Source organism: Parabacteroides sp. AF39-10AC (assembly GCF_003635405.1).
In the GTDB taxonomy this organism is placed as follows: Bacteria; Bacteroidota; Bacteroidia; order Bacteroidales; family Tannerellaceae; genus Parabacteroides; species Parabacteroides distasonis.
The window spans coordinates 22,224-38,407 of sequence record NZ_QTLP01000024.1; the positions used below are offsets into that span (position 1 = coordinate 22,224).

7 protein-coding genes and 1 pseudogene are annotated in these 16,184 nt (G+C 46.7%); 1 reads left to right on the forward strand and 7 read right to left on the reverse strand.

What is annotated here, in order from left to right; all coding sequences use genetic code 11:
- Nucleotides 1-8: 8 nt before the first annotated feature.
- Nucleotides 9-3,227 (reverse strand): carbamoyl-phosphate synthase (glutamine-hydrolyzing) large subunit, encoded by a 3,219-nt coding sequence (gene carB / locus DW033_RS18510; RefSeq protein ID WP_122383018.1) that lies wholly within the window; start codon nt 3,225-3,227, stop codon nt 9-11.
- Between the two features lie 316 nt (nt 3,228-3,543).
- Here carB and DW033_RS18515 point away from each other — a divergent pair, with 316 nt between their 5' ends.
- A complete protein-coding gene (locus DW033_RS18515) occupies nt 3,544-5,262 on the forward strand; it encodes an ATP-binding protein (protein WP_048927111.1) in 1,719 nt (572 codons plus the stop codon).
- 193 nt (nt 5,263-5,455) lie between these two features.
- Here DW033_RS18515 and DW033_RS18520 read toward each other — a convergent pair.
- From DW033_RS18520 to DW033_RS18545, 6 genes and pseudogenes are all read right to left on the reverse strand, one after another.
- Nucleotides 5,456-5,831 (reverse strand): annotated as a pseudogene (locus tag DW033_RS18520) (DUF6078 family protein).
- Between the two features lie 74 nt (nt 5,832-5,905).
- Nucleotides 5,906-7,252 carry a family 10 glycosylhydrolase gene (locus DW033_RS18525; protein WP_005867464.1) on the reverse strand — a complete coding sequence of 449 codons (1,347 nt, stop codon included), beginning with the start codon at nt 7,250-7,252 and terminating at the stop codon, nt 5,906-5,908.
- 52 nt (nt 7,253-7,304) lie between these two features.
- On the reverse strand, nt 7,305-10,535 hold the full coding sequence (locus tag DW033_RS18530; protein ID WP_057326220.1) for an efflux RND transporter permease subunit: 3,231 nt from the start codon (nt 10,533-10,535) through the stop codon (nt 7,305-7,307).
- Nucleotides 10,525-12,018 (reverse strand): TolC family protein, encoded by a 1,494-nt coding sequence (locus tag DW033_RS18535; RefSeq protein WP_005867468.1) that lies wholly within the window; start codon nt 12,016-12,018, stop codon nt 10,525-10,527. The genes DW033_RS18530 and DW033_RS18535 overlap by 11 nt, the downstream gene beginning before the upstream one ends.
- Nucleotides 12,015-15,080, reverse strand: coding sequence for an efflux RND transporter permease subunit (locus tag DW033_RS18540; protein ID WP_011967319.1), 3,066 nt, complete (start codon nt 15,078-15,080; stop codon nt 12,015-12,017). The genes DW033_RS18535 and DW033_RS18540 overlap by 4 nt, the downstream gene beginning before the upstream one ends.
- Nucleotides 15,081-15,107: 27 nt before the next feature.
- Nucleotides 15,108-16,175, reverse strand: coding sequence for an efflux RND transporter periplasmic adaptor subunit (locus tag DW033_RS18545; RefSeq protein WP_022192521.1), 1,068 nt, complete (start codon nt 16,173-16,175; stop codon nt 15,108-15,110).
- Nucleotides 16,176-16,184: the final 9 nt, after the last annotated feature.

A 16,184-nucleotide genomic window follows, 5' to 3' on the forward strand; every position in this document is an offset into this window, starting at 1 on the left:
AATTTTGATTACTTGTACTCCTGCCAGCTCTTAATCTGTATATCTTCTACGTTCATATTGCAGAAAGCGTCGATAAAGGCGCTAGCCAGACGGGCGTTCGTGATCAATGGAATGTTATGATCGATCGCCGCACGGCGGATCTTATAGCCATTGGTCAACTCACGTTTGCTATGATCTTTCGGGATATTTACTACCAATTCGAAAGCGTGATTGCTGAACATATCCATGATATTCAAATTACCTTCCTCATCCGGCCAGCAAACGGCGGTTGCCTTGATTCCGTTATCGTTCAGGAACTTGGCGGTTCCGTGCGTACCATAGATCGTGTAACCCTTGGCATCTAGCATGCGGCAAGGCTCCAATAGATCGACCTTACTCTTAGCTGCGCCGGAAGATACTAAAATGTTCTTCTTAGGAATACTGTTGCCTACGGCGATCATGGCGGAAAGCAAAGCCTCGTTGAAATCGTCGCCGATACAACCTACCTCGCCGGTGGAGCTCATGTCCACACCTAATACAGGGTCTGCCTTGTGCAAACGGGCGAATGAGAACAGGGAAGCCTTGATTCCGATCCAGTCGATATCGAATGCGCTCTTATCCGGTTTCGTATACGGAGCATCCAGCATGATACGGGTAGCCGTCTCGATAAAGTTGCGTTTCAATACTTTAGATACAAACGGGAAACTACGTGAGGCACGTAAGTTACATTCGATTACTTTCACGAAGTTATTCTTCGCCAAGAACTGGATATTGAACGGACCGCTGATATTTAACTCCTTTGCGATCATCTTGCTTACTTTCTTGATACGGCGGGCTGTCTCGAAGTAAATCTTCTGAGCCGGGAACACCAAGGTAGCGTCACCGGAGTGAACACCGGCGAACTCTATATGCTCGGAGATCGCGTACTCAACCACCTCGCCATTCATAGCGACAGCGTCGAACTCGATCTCTTTCGTTCCTTGCATGAACTCGGATACGACCACCGGATATTCCTTGGAAACCTTAGCGGCCAAATCCAAGAACTCGATCATCTGCTCTTTCGTATGGCAAACGTTCATCGCCGCTCCGGACAATACGTAAGACGGACGGATCAAGATCGGGAAACCTACTTTCTCGATAAACGCGTCGATCTCTTCCATGCTGGTAAGCTCTGCCCAACGAGGTTGGTCGATACCTAGCGAATCCAACATCGCGGAGAATTTATGACGGTTCTCGGCACGGTCGATCGATAGCGGGGAAGTACCTAATACCGGAACATTCTGGCGGTACAGTTTCATCGCCAAGTTGTTCGGGATCTGTCCACCTACGGAGACGATCACGCCCTTCGGCAATTCCAGATCGATCACGTCTAGCACGCGCTCGAATGAAAGCTCGTCGAAGTACAGACGGTCGCACATATCGTAGTCGGTAGATACGGTCTCCGGGTTATAGTTGATCATGATCGATTTATAACCTAGCTTACGAGCGGTCTGGGCGGCATTCACCGAACACCAGTCGAACTCAACGGACGAGCCGATACGGTAAGCTCCGGACCCCAAGATAATCACGCTCTTCTCATTCGGGTAGTAGGTGATATCGTGCGGCGTGCCGTCGTAAGTCATATATAGATAGTTGGTCAATTCCGGATGTTCGGAAGCGATCGTGTTGATACGTTTCACGGTAGGGAGAATGCCCATTTTTTTACGCAAGTTACGTACGCGGATATTCTCTTTCTCCATATTTCCTTCCGGGTTCTCTACGTAACGAGCGATCTGGAAGTCTGAGAAACCAAGGCGTTTCGCCTCTTTCAATACATCTTCCGGAAGATCCTCGATCTTGTTGTAACCTTTCAATACGTTGGCGTAATCCACGATATTCTTCAAGCCCTCCAAGAACCAGCGTGTGATCTTTGACAACTCATGTATCTTGTCTACGCTATATCCCTGTTCCAAGGCTTGCGCCACGGCGAAGATACGCAAGTCGGTAGGGTTCGCCAACTCCTCGTCCAAGTTATCGAAATGGATATCGTTGTTACCTACGAAACCATGCATTCCTTGTCCGATCATACGAAGACCCTTCTGCATGATTTCCTCGAAGCTCTTACCGATCGACATGATCTCGCCGACGGATTTCATGCTGGAACCGATCTGGCGGCTGACACCCACGAACTTCGTCAAGTCCCAACGCGGGATCTTCACGATCATATAATCTACCTCCGGCGCTTTGTACGCGGAGTTCGGAGTACCCATCTCGCCGATCTCGTCCAATCCGTAGCCCAACGCCAACTTAGCGGCGACGAAAGCCAATGGATAACCGCTGGCCTTGGATGCCAAGGCGGAAGAACGGCTCAAGCGAGCGTTCACCTCGATCACACGGTAATCGCAAGTCTCGGAGTTGAAAGCGTATTGGATATTACATTCACCCACGATACCTAAGTGGCGGATCGTCTTGGTAGAAAGTTCTTTCAATAAATCTAATTCTTTCTCGGTCAAGGAGCAAGTCGGAGCTACTACGATACTCTCGCCGGTGTGTACGCCTAGCGGGTCTACGTTCTCCATGCTCACTACCGTGAAGCAATGGTCGTTCTTGTCGCGGATCACCTCGAACTCGATCTCTTTCCAACCCTTCAAAGATTCCTCGACCAAGATCTGGGATGAGTAAGCGAAAGCGCTTTCCGCCAAGGTGCGAAGCTCGGCCTCGTCCTTACAGATACCACTGCCCATACCACCTAATGCGTAAGCGGAACGGATCATTACGGGGAAACCGATCTTATAAGCGGCAGCCACGGCGTCGTCCATGCTTTCTACGGCTTGGCTGATCGGGGTCTTCACTTCTATCTCGTTCAGTTTCTTAACAAATAGGTCACGGTCCTCGGTGTACATGATAGCCTCAACGGATGTACCCAATACTTTCACGCCATATTTAGCCAACGTGCCGCTGGTGTAAAGTTGAGTACCGCAGTTCAAAGCGGTCTGCCCGCCAAACGCCAATAGGATTCCGTCCGGTTGTTCTTTTTTGATAACTTCCTCCACGAAGTAAGGAGTGATAGGCAAGAAATATACCTTATCGGCTACTCCCTCGGATGTTTGGATAGTCGCGATATTCGGATTTAGCAATACGGTACTGATCCCTTCTTCTTTCAGAGCCTTTAACGCTTGCGAACCAGAGTAGTCAAACTCCCCGGCCTGTCCGATCTTCAGGGCACCCGAGCCCAGAACAATCACCTTTTTGATATCACTTTTCGACATAGTAATTTGGGTTGTTTTGTTTATTATAATGATTTTAGAATATTATATTTATATTATATCACCGGACCGATGGACACAAAAAAAATGCGTTAGTAAAAGTAACCAACGCATCTTATATAACCAAATTATAATCCCGTAAAATAGAGAAAAGAGCCTCAACCTCCGACATATAACCGGAATAGAACTTCGGATTATCCTTATGTGTCTTGTTTGTCATCTGCTCTCTCTTCAAAATTTCGGCAAAGATAGGGCTTTTGTTTGAAAGAACAAGTTATTTTCTTAAATTTGTAGTATTGTATCAGAAAAAAGAAAGCTTATGGCACGAATAACGATTCCTTATGCGGTAGCGGATTTTGTAGAGATGCGGGAACGCAATTTCTACTATGTGGACAAGACCGATTTCATTCCGGGCTTGGAAGACTATAAGGCTCCAGTCTTCTTGCGTCCCCGTCGTTTCGGGAAAAGCCTGTTTATCTCTACCTTGACCTGTTACTACGACCGTACCAAGGCCGACCGGTTCGAGGAACTGTTCGGCGGGACTTGGATCGGGGAGCACCCGACGGAGGAGCATAATCGTTATATGATCGTGCGCTATGATTTTTCCAAGATGGTGATGGCCGATGACATGGAAGGGTTGGAGCGGAATTTCAACGATCTGAATCGTTCTCCCGTGGAGATCATGGTAACGCATAACCGGGACTTGTTTAAGGATTTTCAGTTCTCCAGCAAGAAAGAGGCCTCCAAGATGCTTGAGGAAGCTTTGGGGTACGCCCGTGAGCATGGACTGCCTAAAGTGTATGTGTTGATCGATGAGTACGATAATTTCACCAATCAGTTGTTGACGGCCTACAAGGATCCGCTCTATGAGCAGGTAACCACGAAGGATAGTTTCCTGCGCACTTTCTTCAAGGTGATCAAAGCGGGTATCGGCGAAGGTAGTATCCGTACATGTTTCTGCACGGGGGTTCTTCCCGTCACGATGGACGATTTGACAAGCGGATATAATATAGCGGAGATCCTGACCTTGCATCCGAGGTTTCTGGATATGCTTGGTTTTACGTATGAGGAAGCGAGCGCTTATCTTCGTTATGTCCTTGACAAATACGGCACGGGGCAGGACTCTTTTGAGGAACTTTGGCAACTGATCGTGAACAACTACGACGGCTATCGTTTCCGTCCCGGCGCGGAGCCTTTGTTCAATTCCACGATCTTGACCTATTTCTTTAAGAACTTCGCCACGATGGATGGTATGATCCCGAGTGAGCTGGTGGATGAGAACCTGCGTACGGATATCGGTTGGATCCGTCGCTTGACCCTCTCGCAAGAGAACTCCAAGGAGATGCTGGATGCGTTGGTGATTGACGACGAGTTATCCTATAACGTTTCCGACCTGTCGAGCAAGTTCAACAAGAGGAAATTCTTCGACAAGAACTTCTATCCGGTCAGCCTCTTTTATCTGGGTATGACCACGCTGCGGAATAATTACCGCATGGTGCTACCCAACCTTACGATGCGCAGCATCTACATGGACTATTATAACGAGATGAATCATATAGAGGGAAACGCCCAACGCTATGTGCCTACTTACGAGCGTTTCACGGAAGAGCGTCGTTTCGAGCCGCTGGTACAAAACTACTTCGAGCAATACCTCGGGCAGTTCCCGGCGCAGGTGTTCGACAGGATCAACGAGAATTTCATCCGTTGCTCCTTCTTCGAGCTTTGTTCCCGTTACCTGAGCAGCTACTATACGTTCGCCATCGAGCAGAACAATTCGGCGGGCCGTTCGGATTTCGAGATGACCGGTATCCCCGGTACGGACTATTACAAGGATGACCGGTTGGTGGAATTCAAGTATTTCAAGGCGAAGGAGGCGGAGCGCATGCTGGCGCTCAGCGATCCCCGTCCCGAGGACGTGGCGCAAGTACTCGCCTACGCCAAGGATACCAAGGAGAAGTTCCCGTACTACCATGTCCGTTCCTACATTGTATATATCTGTGCCAACAAAGGATGGAAATGCTGGGAGGTGACTCCGTGATATCAATCCAATTGCTTTATTAATAGTACTTTGTGGTGCCAATGATGTGCCATGCTATTGGCACAGTTGTGCCACCATGCTGGCACGCCCGTACCACCTCGATGGCAAAGGCGTGCCACTGCGATGGCACACGCATGCCACGGTGATGGCACGTTCGTAACATGGGTAGTGGCACAAGCCTCTCTTCCTTGGTTTACCAGTCGTACTCTTCGAAATAAGCGTCGAAGTCTTTTGGTTCCTTCACCCCACAGCGTTTAAGCGCATTCAATACGACCTGTTGTTCGGAGGGTGAAAGCGGCCTTTCTCCCTTGCGGACACGGTAGTAAGTACGCCGGCTGAAGTGCCTCATGAGTCCCGGGATAACGGAGAGCATCTGTTTGTGCGGCAAGCTCTCCAATAGGCTTACGAATCCCGCGGCATAGCGTACTTTCTTGTTCGGACGGTAATAAGGGCAAGTTCCCTTCAATGAGGCGAGGTGTCTCGGGCTGATGATCTGCCAATAGGCCGTCTCGTCGGGCTTTATTAAGTATTCTTGTTAAAGGTGATTGTTTGTTTCGGCGTTCTGGAATAGGGGTGTTTACGCGTGCGGCCTACCTCATGAATTTACGAGGTAGGCCGCATAAAAATAGCTATTATCAAGTACTTATTTAACCGTAACATTCCATCCGGAAAGAATACCTCCGTAGAAGTAAAAGTCTACGCAGAATGTTTTTCCTGTGTTTAGCTCTTTGACCTCGTAGTATTTCGTGGCACCTTTTTCGTTCACCAATTTATAATCGGCGATATTCGGAATAGGCACGTTGGCGAGCTCCTTGATCTTTGCGTTTATCATGTTCAAGATATCCATGTTCTCGAAAGGATTCGTTACTTTGGTACTCTTGGATAAAGCCGGATTCACCCCATTGTTCTCGGCACGAACCGCACGAACACTATCCGCATAAGCCTTGAACATCGCACGGCTTTCCGGAGTGCGTAAAGCGGATACGGTAAAGATAGAGATTCCTTCCGCCCCATGATTTAGCGCGGCGTCCATGCTGGCTTGCATATCGTCTGAAACCATTAAGCCGCAGTAAAGCGTTGTTTTCGGGTTCTTATCCCGAACATCCTCTATCATACAGTCTGAGATAAAACTAATATCTTCCGTGTAGAAGTTATGGTATACCATGGGGAAGACAATGTCCAGATTCCATTTACCCCAGTCTTGACGAACCATTTTGGACGCCATCTTGGGGGTTGGGAAAGGAGAGGCCGCCATTTTCTTTCCATAGGAGTGAACCACGTCGGCGATCATATTGGCAACCTCGGTAATCTGGTCACAACGGAATTGAAGCCATTTCTCGTCTTGCGAGGGATCTTCTTGTTCCCTTGGATCATATCCGTAAGCGGCCTTGAACTTCTCGATCATAGCCGGGTGATAGCCAAAATCCCATTGCGGATATTCTTGATCTTGCACGATACCGTATTTCGGCCAAAGGGTAGTCGGCAGGATAACGTCCACGAAACGGTTGTAATCGATAGCGATACCGTTCAAACCCTCTACCTCGCAGTAAGCCTCTATTTTCTTCTTGATAAACTCCCGTACCTCGGGTAAGGCAGGGCACATAAATTTGTAGTAATCCACGTAAGCGGTCGTATCGGCCAAGCTTTGTCCGTTACGGTTTACGCTGAACCATTCGGGATGTTCTTTTAAGATAGCGTCTCGGTCATGTTCCAGATTCATCGTCCATAACCAAGCGTAGACCTCTATCCCATGTTTTTGGGCGATGGGAATAGCGGCCCGATAATCATCCGGAGTAGGGGCGTTTAGCATGACACCGTCTATCCCCGCCTCATTCATGATCGTGCAGATGGAGTCGAAATTCATTCCGGGCTGGTAATCCAACCAAGTCCAGAACATCGGATAAGCATCTTTCGTATCATTTTTCGGGGAACTGCAAGCACCTACGCAGCAAGCTACCAGAAGCAATACTAAATAATTTATGTGTCTCATAAGTTTAATGAATTTGATTAACGATTTATCCGTTAAAGATACGTATTCCTGTTTAATGCCGTTCTTTTTTCAGCGTAAATATCGGTAAATAAAAGAAGATGCCTAGGATAGACATGATAAGGCCGCCTATCGTTCCGGCGGCGAGCGGGAACCAAAAGGCTTCTTTATCGGTGCCTAGCATGAACGGGATAAATCCGAGTATGGTCGATATAACGGTTAGGAAAATCGGCGTGATCTTGGCGTTCCATGCCTTTAGATAAGCACGGATTGGGGAAATAGCGGGTATCCGTTCCCGAATTTGGTTATATTCGTTTAAGATATAGATACTGGCGTTTACCGTGATACCGCATAATAAAACGAAGGAGGCGAATCCACCTTGGTCGAAGTTCAGTTTGAACCAATAGAAGGTCAGGAATACCCCGATATAAGAGATCGGTATGACAAAAATGACCGCCAGCGGTTGTTTCAAGGAATTAAACAAGATACTGGTCGTAAAGAAAATAATAACGATGATCAAGAATAATAACGCATATTGTTTATTATCTTTCTGATCCCATGACCAATAGTTCTTTTCCGCTTTAGCCGTATATCCCATAGGCAGGATCTTGTTAAACTCTCTAAGTTCCCTTTTCTGTATCTTCTCGCCTTGTGAGGAAGCTCCGATATATTCATATTGCAGGCAGAGCCTGTATTGCTGGTTTACTTTCGCTATCTGTTGAGGGGTCTGGCTTTTCTCGACGATAGCGAGTTCGGACAACTTATAGGATTTATCACGGATGGTTTGAGGTACATATTGCATACTCCATATATCGAACTCCTTTGATTGGCGGGAAGAAAGTTTTAGCTTTTCCGTCTCGTTATCAACGACGATGGTACCTGCGTAGATATCTTTACCGAAAACGGGCCGGATAGACGCGAATAAATCGATAGGCAATATATCCGCTTGCGCCATACGGGATTTATTCAAGTTGAAGTAGAATTCCTGATAATCATCCTTCCACCAAGAAAACTCGGAATTGATCAATACTTCCTTGATACGGCGATACGTAAGCAATTTCTCCCGCAGTTTCTCCGCCCATTCGTATAGCTCGTCATAATTATATCCGTACATCTCGATCCGGAAAGAACCTGCGTTCTCACGGACATCATTGCTGAAACCTTGGTCCATAAGTCCCCATACGCCCCAACTTCCACCACCTAATTCCAACGCTTTGCTAATCACCCTGCTTTTCAAGGTGTAGGGGAAACCACTTCGCTCGTTCTCACGGGTGAAATAGACGTTGATACTGGCTTGACGTGCGTTATAGATACTGGTCTGGAACTGCCGTATTTCCTTATAGGTACTCAAGTAAGCCTCCATTCGGTTGATCAAGTGGTTCATTTGATCAAGGGTCGTACCGTTTGGCATGGAAGCGCTGATACTTAATACCGTTTCTTCATTCCGGGTAAAATAACTTCCCTCGTATACCTTTTGGACAAATAGGCGCAAGGTTCCTCCCAAACTCTTATCGACGATAGGTTTTATCGTTTCCTTCCAAATATCTTTCGCTGCGAATTCATTGTAGCGGGCGATCCACAAAGAGTCCCTTGCGGATAGATCCTTCTCTTCCGGCTCGATCTTCTCCGGCAATAAAAATATCGGTAGTCCGAAAGCCAGTACTAGAATAAGGCAAGCCAGCTTTTTCCAATTGCAAAGGAAACGGATCTGCGTCCGGTAATAATGAGAGAAATAGACTGGGAAACGGTGTATGAACGACCGTATCGGACGGACCACCGGATGTTGTTTCCAATGACTCCGAGCTTTTGGGGAAGAAGAAGCGGCTTTCTTCGGGTGCAAATTCATCTTATCGATCAATGCCGGAACCAAGAATAACGCGATGAACAAAGATACGGCCAGATTAATGATCACGACAGCGGCGAAATCTTGTAAATTCAACCGTATCTTCTCATCCAAGAAGAAGATAATCACGAGGGCACCCATAGTCGTCAAAGTTGCCGCCAGAATAGACAAGAAAGCTTTCCGGTCATGATGGTGCCGGATGTGATCAGTCATCACGATCGTATTATCGATCACCAAGCTGAGAGAGATCGTGATACCCGCCAGCGAGTACAATTGCATCTCCAACCCTAATAAATAATAAAGGATAACGGCTATACACAGGTTGATACTTAAACTGATGATGATCAAGAATAGATAATGTACATTCCGGGTAATCAGCAGAACGAAGAGCAAGAGGATCAAGATGGTCAAGCCTGTACGGACGTAGATTTTATCCAATTCTTCTTGGATAAATTCGGTAGCGTCGTAACTGGTATGGATCTCGTAACCGGGAGGAAGCAAGGTGCGGATATGTTCCATTTCTTCCTTCACTTTCTTGGCTAATTGCAACTGGTTGGCAGTCTCTTCCGCACGGATAGACAGGTAAATAGAGTTTAAACCATTGATCCGGTAGTAACTTTGCGGGGCCTCTTCTTGCCGGGTTACCTTTATCAATTGATCCAGCCGGATTAAGCTACCATCTTTGTTTGCGACGGTGATATGCGATGGTTCGAACCCATTCGTGATCTTTTCCGGCATTAACGCCAGACGAATCCATTCCTTGCCGATATCTCCTTGTCCCATATTAGCGGTTCCAAGGAACTCTTTTTTGTAATATTGGCTGATCGCCGATTGGATATCCTCTATCGTGATCCCCAGATCCCGTAGCTGGCGGCTATCGTATTCCAAGCGCCATTCCATAGGGGTTGCCCCGCTAACATCGATACGATAAATACCTTGCACGCTGCTAAGCCGGGGCTTTATCTGATCCTCGGCGAATCGCTGAATGAATATCGGGGTAGCGGAAGCGTTCAAGGTATAACTCATGAACGGGCGTGATTCCTTGTCGTCCGGACGGCTCATCTCTAAAATCGGATAACTTAATTCCTCCGGAAGGTCCGGCCACGTCTGCCTTACAATGGTTGATGCCTCGAAACGTGCGGCGTCTATATTCGTATGTTTATCTAGTTCTAAGGTAATCCTTCCCCATCCGTTTCCCGAGGTCGAGGAGATCTCTTTAATTCCTTTGATACGGGCAAGCATCGCCTCCAACCGGGAGGTTACCTCCATCTCGATAACCCTCGCTGAGTTGGAGGGCATATTATAGCTGATACTTAATTTCGGCAGCGTACGGGAGGGAGATAGCTTGATCGGCAATAAAGGCACGAAAGCGATCCCCGCCAATGCGATACAAAGGAAGGTGACGATGATCGTAAAGGATGATATGTTCGGCTTAGAACCCATGCTCGTAATCAAATTCATTGGCTAATGAGATGCCTGTCTCGAAATCATGTAAGGTGAGCTTACGTATTTTGTAATAGCTCAACCAATAATTTTGCAAGGCCGTGATATAATTACGTTGCGCTTCCTGCTGTCGGTTCAAGGAGAGCGTAAGGCTATTGATATCCGCTTTGCCGATCATGAAACGTTGCTTGGTCTCGTTATAGGCCATGATCGCGATGTCCAAAGCCTCTTCGGCGCTGGCGATCAGGTTTTGCTGTACATTGAAATCGCCGACAGTCATGATTACGTCTTCCTCCAGAGTGACTTCTGTCTGCCGTGCGGATATTTGCGTAACATTTAGATTGCTTTTGGCTATATTGTATTTACCCTTCCGTACTCCCCAGTCTATAAGGGGAATAGAGATAGATATCGATACCAAGTCCTGCTGCAGCGGATTCTTGTAAACTTCCTTAAACTGGGTCGCTACTTGATTGAAACCGATACTGGCATTCAAGGAAGCGTTGAATAAGGTTTCCTTTTTGGTCTTATCCACTTGTTGCTCGGCCTCTAACACCTCTTGTCGCACTTCCAGAAACTTGGGGTTATTCTCCCGGGCTAACGTCAATGCTTGATCCACCGGAATATCCATATCATGGGGGCGTGACGGCAGACGAAGCCGTATCTCCGTATTCTTATCGAAATTCAAATACGAGGCCAAGCTGAACATGGCTCGCTTCAAGGCTATATCGGCGTTTTGTAACGTATTGCGGGCATTGATCGCATCCAGCTTGAGTGTCAGTAAATCCGCTTGACTAATAGCCGCGATCTTATGCCGCTCTTGGCCGGTACGGTATAACGTATCGGTTGTCGCTACATTTTCTTTGGCCATATCATATTCTACTTGAGCCATGGCTAAAGAGAAAAAATAAGTGGTGGCTTGCTCGCTGACGGTCTCGATATTATAAAGCAACTCTTTCTTTACTTTCTCATATTTTAGAGGCTCTATCTTCTTCTCCCACCGGAAAGGATTGTATCCCAATAAATCTTGGCTGTATCCGATACGGATTGGAACGGAGGTGAACTGATTATAAGTATTCGAGCCGAAATAGCGCATATACCCCAGATCCGTATCCACGAAGAAACTACCACCCAGCATATCGAAGTTCTGCTTGATCTTTAAGTTTCCTCCCGCATAAAAGGACTGTTGCTTACGGTATTCGTCAATGTCTTTTTCTGAATCGTATCGTTTCGTGATATCCCGGTAATATTCGGCGGGTGTGATATTCAATGTAAGACTAGGCAGTCGCTCCGCTTTGTAATTACGAAACTCCCAGTAGCCGGACAAGAATAGGTTTTTCGTACGAAAAGCCTCCAGCGAGCTATCGGCGGCCAATGAGATCGTCTTCTCAAGGGAAAGGACGAGCGATTGGGCCGATACTCCTTCGGCTAATAGCGAACAGAACGCGTATAAAACTAGGAATGTCCTCTTGTATCTTTTTTTCATAATGCATGTCTCCTATAGATAAACCAATAAACCAAAGGGATAATAAATAAACTGACTACCGTACCGATCAGCATCGCCGAGATCATGGCAATGGAGAGTGGCTTTTGCAACTCACTACCCATATCGAACGTGAATAGTAGCGGTACCATACCGAATATAGTTGTCAATGAGGTCATGATAATCGGGCGCAGACGGCGACGACCCGCCTCATGGATCGCTTCCATCAAGGGTACACCTTCTTTCCGAAGCTCATTGATCGCGTCCAGTTTCAAGATAGAGTCGTTTATGATGATACCGCAAGTTACCACGATACCGATAGCACTCATCAGGTTTAAGGTATGCCCGCATATCCATAATACCAGTAAGGAGGCGGCTACGTCTATAGGTATTTCCAGCAGGACGATCAAGGGCTGCAAGAAGCTCTCGAATTGCGCCGCTAAGATAAAGTACATCAAGAGAATGGATATGAACAAGATGACGACCAGTTCATTCAGCATTTGTTGGTTCGAGAAGAAGCTTCCCGAGAAATCGATGTCCCAATTCGTCTTATCTTTGGATTCGCTGCGGACGAGCTCCCGAATATTTTCCATTAACTGTTCCGCATTCTCTACTTGATAGAAGCTAAAAGGAATATATTCCCCGTTCTTTCCAGCGGTGAGTATCTTCAAATCCTCTCCGGGAGTAATTTTTGTTACTGCGCTAAGAGGGACATGATTCGTCTTTTGGTTTTCGTCCGGTTGCGTACGGATTAACGTATTATGTAGGATATGATCGACCGTTTGCTCGTTTCCGGCTAGCGTGATCGGTAAATACTGTTGATAAGAGCGTAAAGTAGCGACTTCATTTTCCTTGAAGGCCGTCTTAAGTACCCGGTAGACCTCTTCATAGGAGATATTATAAAGTAATAGTTTCTGATGGTCTATGGATATGTTTAATTGATTCTCGAAAGCTACGCCAACGGGAGCGAGACCGGTCTTACTCTCTAGTGTTTTCTCTAGTTTTTGCAAAGTAGGGGCATCCGGAGCTTGTTCTTTGTTACGGGCATAGAACTCGGCTACGATATCGGCCTCACCGGTTACGAACAGTTTCTCAAACACGGTCTCCGGCGGAGAGAACGATAATACGGCTGTCGGGTAATTTCGCTTTACCCAAGCGGAGATTTCTTGTTGTAAAGGAGCGATAGCATCGGTCTCTTCTGTCTTGAAATAAAGCTCTACTTCCGAGATGGATAATTCCCTGTCTCGGTTTAGCAGGAATTGTTGCTGTCCGATATAGGCCGTGTGTTGCGCACCTAACCGATCGGCCTCACCAAATAATTCGGTGACTCTCTTTCTATTCTCATCAATATGGATGTTCTCATTCCATTCAACATGTGCGATTAACTCATTCTGATCGATTTCCGGCATCCGGCTTTTGGGGATCATATAGAATAGGATCGCGCAAAGGGGGATAGTGACAGCTACAAATAGTAGGCTAGTGGTTTTATGCCTGAATATGAAATCAACCCCTCCGTCATAGAATCGGTCTAGCGTATGCTCCTTGATCAAATTGTTTATTTTCAGATTGAAAAAGGAATGCTTGATCTCCGGTATGCTGTAAACTAATTTGTAAAGTACAGGCAGTAACATGATTCCGGTGAAATAAGAGACCATTAAACCAACCGTAACAGCAAACGCCTGATCGAAGAAAATCGCTCCCGCTATACCACTCATAAATACCAGCGGGACGAATACGGCGATCGTGGTAAATGTGGAACTAAGCATGGGGGTGATTACTTCTGTGGTCCCTTTTATACACGCTTCTTCCAGATTATCTCCTTTTGCCCGGTATTGCGCTATATTCTCCGTCACGATGATGGAACTGTCTATCATCATACCCAATGCCAAAATCAATCCGGATAGGGAGATGATATTTAAGGACATATTGAAAAGGTAGAAGAACAAGAAACTAATGATGATACTGACTACCATACTTAGTCCGATTACCGCCGGGCTTTTTACGTCCCCGAGGAAAAGGATCGCCACGATGCAGATAAATAAGAAACCTAACGATAGATTCTGTTTGAGGTTGGAGATCGTATAATCCAATAACTCGGTCTGGTTTCTTGTGATCGTAAATTCAATATCCGGGTAAATAGACTTGAAATAATCGGTAACCTCGGCAAGCGCCTCTTTCATATTGTCCATATTCTCATCCGCTTGCTTGATAACGGCTAACGTGACGGCCCTTTCCCCGTTGGCTAGCGATAAGCCGGTTTCTTTTTCCGGTACGACAGCTACTTTTGCCAGATCTTTTATCTGGAAGATCCGGTCATTCTTACGGATATAGATATTTTGTACGTCTTCCGGTGTACGTAATAAGGTAGAAAATTTGATATTGTACTCATAATAACCATCCCGTACGGTCATGCTTCCCGGCTCTATATTATTGGCAGACAAGGCTGATTCCAAATCATTTAACGTAATATCAGCCATATCCAAGAGCTTCATATCCGGTACGATCTGTAATTGCCGTCCTAATATGCCCGTGATATCCACCATTGCGACTTCCGGCAACTGTTCGATCCTTCGTTTGATTACTGTTTCCGCGAATTGGCAAAGATCGAGGAAAGCCTCGTCGTTTTCAATTGTCTTGAGTGTGAGGTTGAGGCAAAACACCGGAATGTCCGTAGCGCTCGCCTTGACTACCCGTGGACGTTCTACCTCACGGGGCAGGTAATTCATGGCGGCGTCTATTTTCTCATTGACCTCTATAAAGGCAAGATCCGTGTTCGTGCCAAAGTCGAAGCTAAGGCGGATAATACCCGCTCCATCACGAGTCTCGCTATGGATATCCCGTAATCCTGCCACTTGCATCAATTGCAAACGGACCGGCTTCACGACGGTGTTTTCCAATTCCCGTGCGGATGTATTTTGTCCGGATATCTGAACGGTAATCTCAGGTATGGCGATATCAGGCAATAAGGAGACCGGTATGGTGAAATAAGTCACCAACCCCACGATAAAGCAAGCCGTAAAAGCCATCAATACCGCTATCGGACGTTGTAGCAGGAAGCGAATCATACGCAACTAATTTTCAATTCTCAATTCTCAATTTTCAATTACCTTGACCGGTGACTCATGCGCCAGATTAATATTGCCGCTTGTAATCACGACATCCCCTTCTTTCAATCCTTCCAAAAGGGTATAACTATCCGCGTTTTCCAGTCCGGTGCGCACGTAGTTCCAATAAGCGTGCCCATCAACTAAAGTAAATACGACTTGTTTTCCGGAACGTAATACCACAGCCGTTTTAGGTACGACCAATTGCTTCCCAAGCGAGCGTTGTACGCTAACCCGTACATTCATGCCTTCGAATAATTTACCTTTGTCGTTTACCGCCGCTTTCACTTGTACCATCCCGTTCTCATCCACTAGCGGGTTGATCTCGGATATACGTCCTTCAGTCTTTAAGCTGGTGGTGGCGAAAGGGGTAACTTCCACTTTATCTCCGTTTTGGATAAGCGGCAACTCACTTTCCAATACGGTGAAAGAGGCTTCCAGACTATGAGGATCGATAACGGTACAGAATGCGTCCGTCGTAGACACCACGTTCTCTTGTTTAGCGAAAAGGTTTGCGATAATACCGTCGAAAGGCGCGATTAGCGTCGCATTCTGTTCCTCATATTGGGCAAGTTGATATTGGGCGAGCGCCAGATCATATCCACTTTTTACCCGTGCTAGGTTGAGCGTTGCGGGCGGGACTTTCGCTGAGTCTTCCAGCATATATCCTTGACCGATCAATACATCCTTTAATTCAAGCCTCGCTTTCTCGAGGGCGTCTTTGGCTTGCGCTGTTTTGTTCGTGAGCCGGAAAGTAGCGAGTTCCGCTATTTTCTGTCCTTTGTTTACCCGGTCTCCGTTCTTCACGTAGATACGGGCGATGGGTTCCGCCGACTCAAACCGTAAGTCCACCAACTTGCGAGCGGACAGTTTACCATTGCTTATCAACTCATGATTAAATTCCGTTTGCTTCAATGTCATGATCGTGACTTCGTTCGCCTCATCCGGCAATACGGTCTCTACGGAATCCTGTGTGGCATCTGTATCTTTCTTTTCTCCGCCGCATGCGCTTAAACAGAATAAAAGCGTAAAGGTCAACAATTTATAGTATTTCATACTCGTATG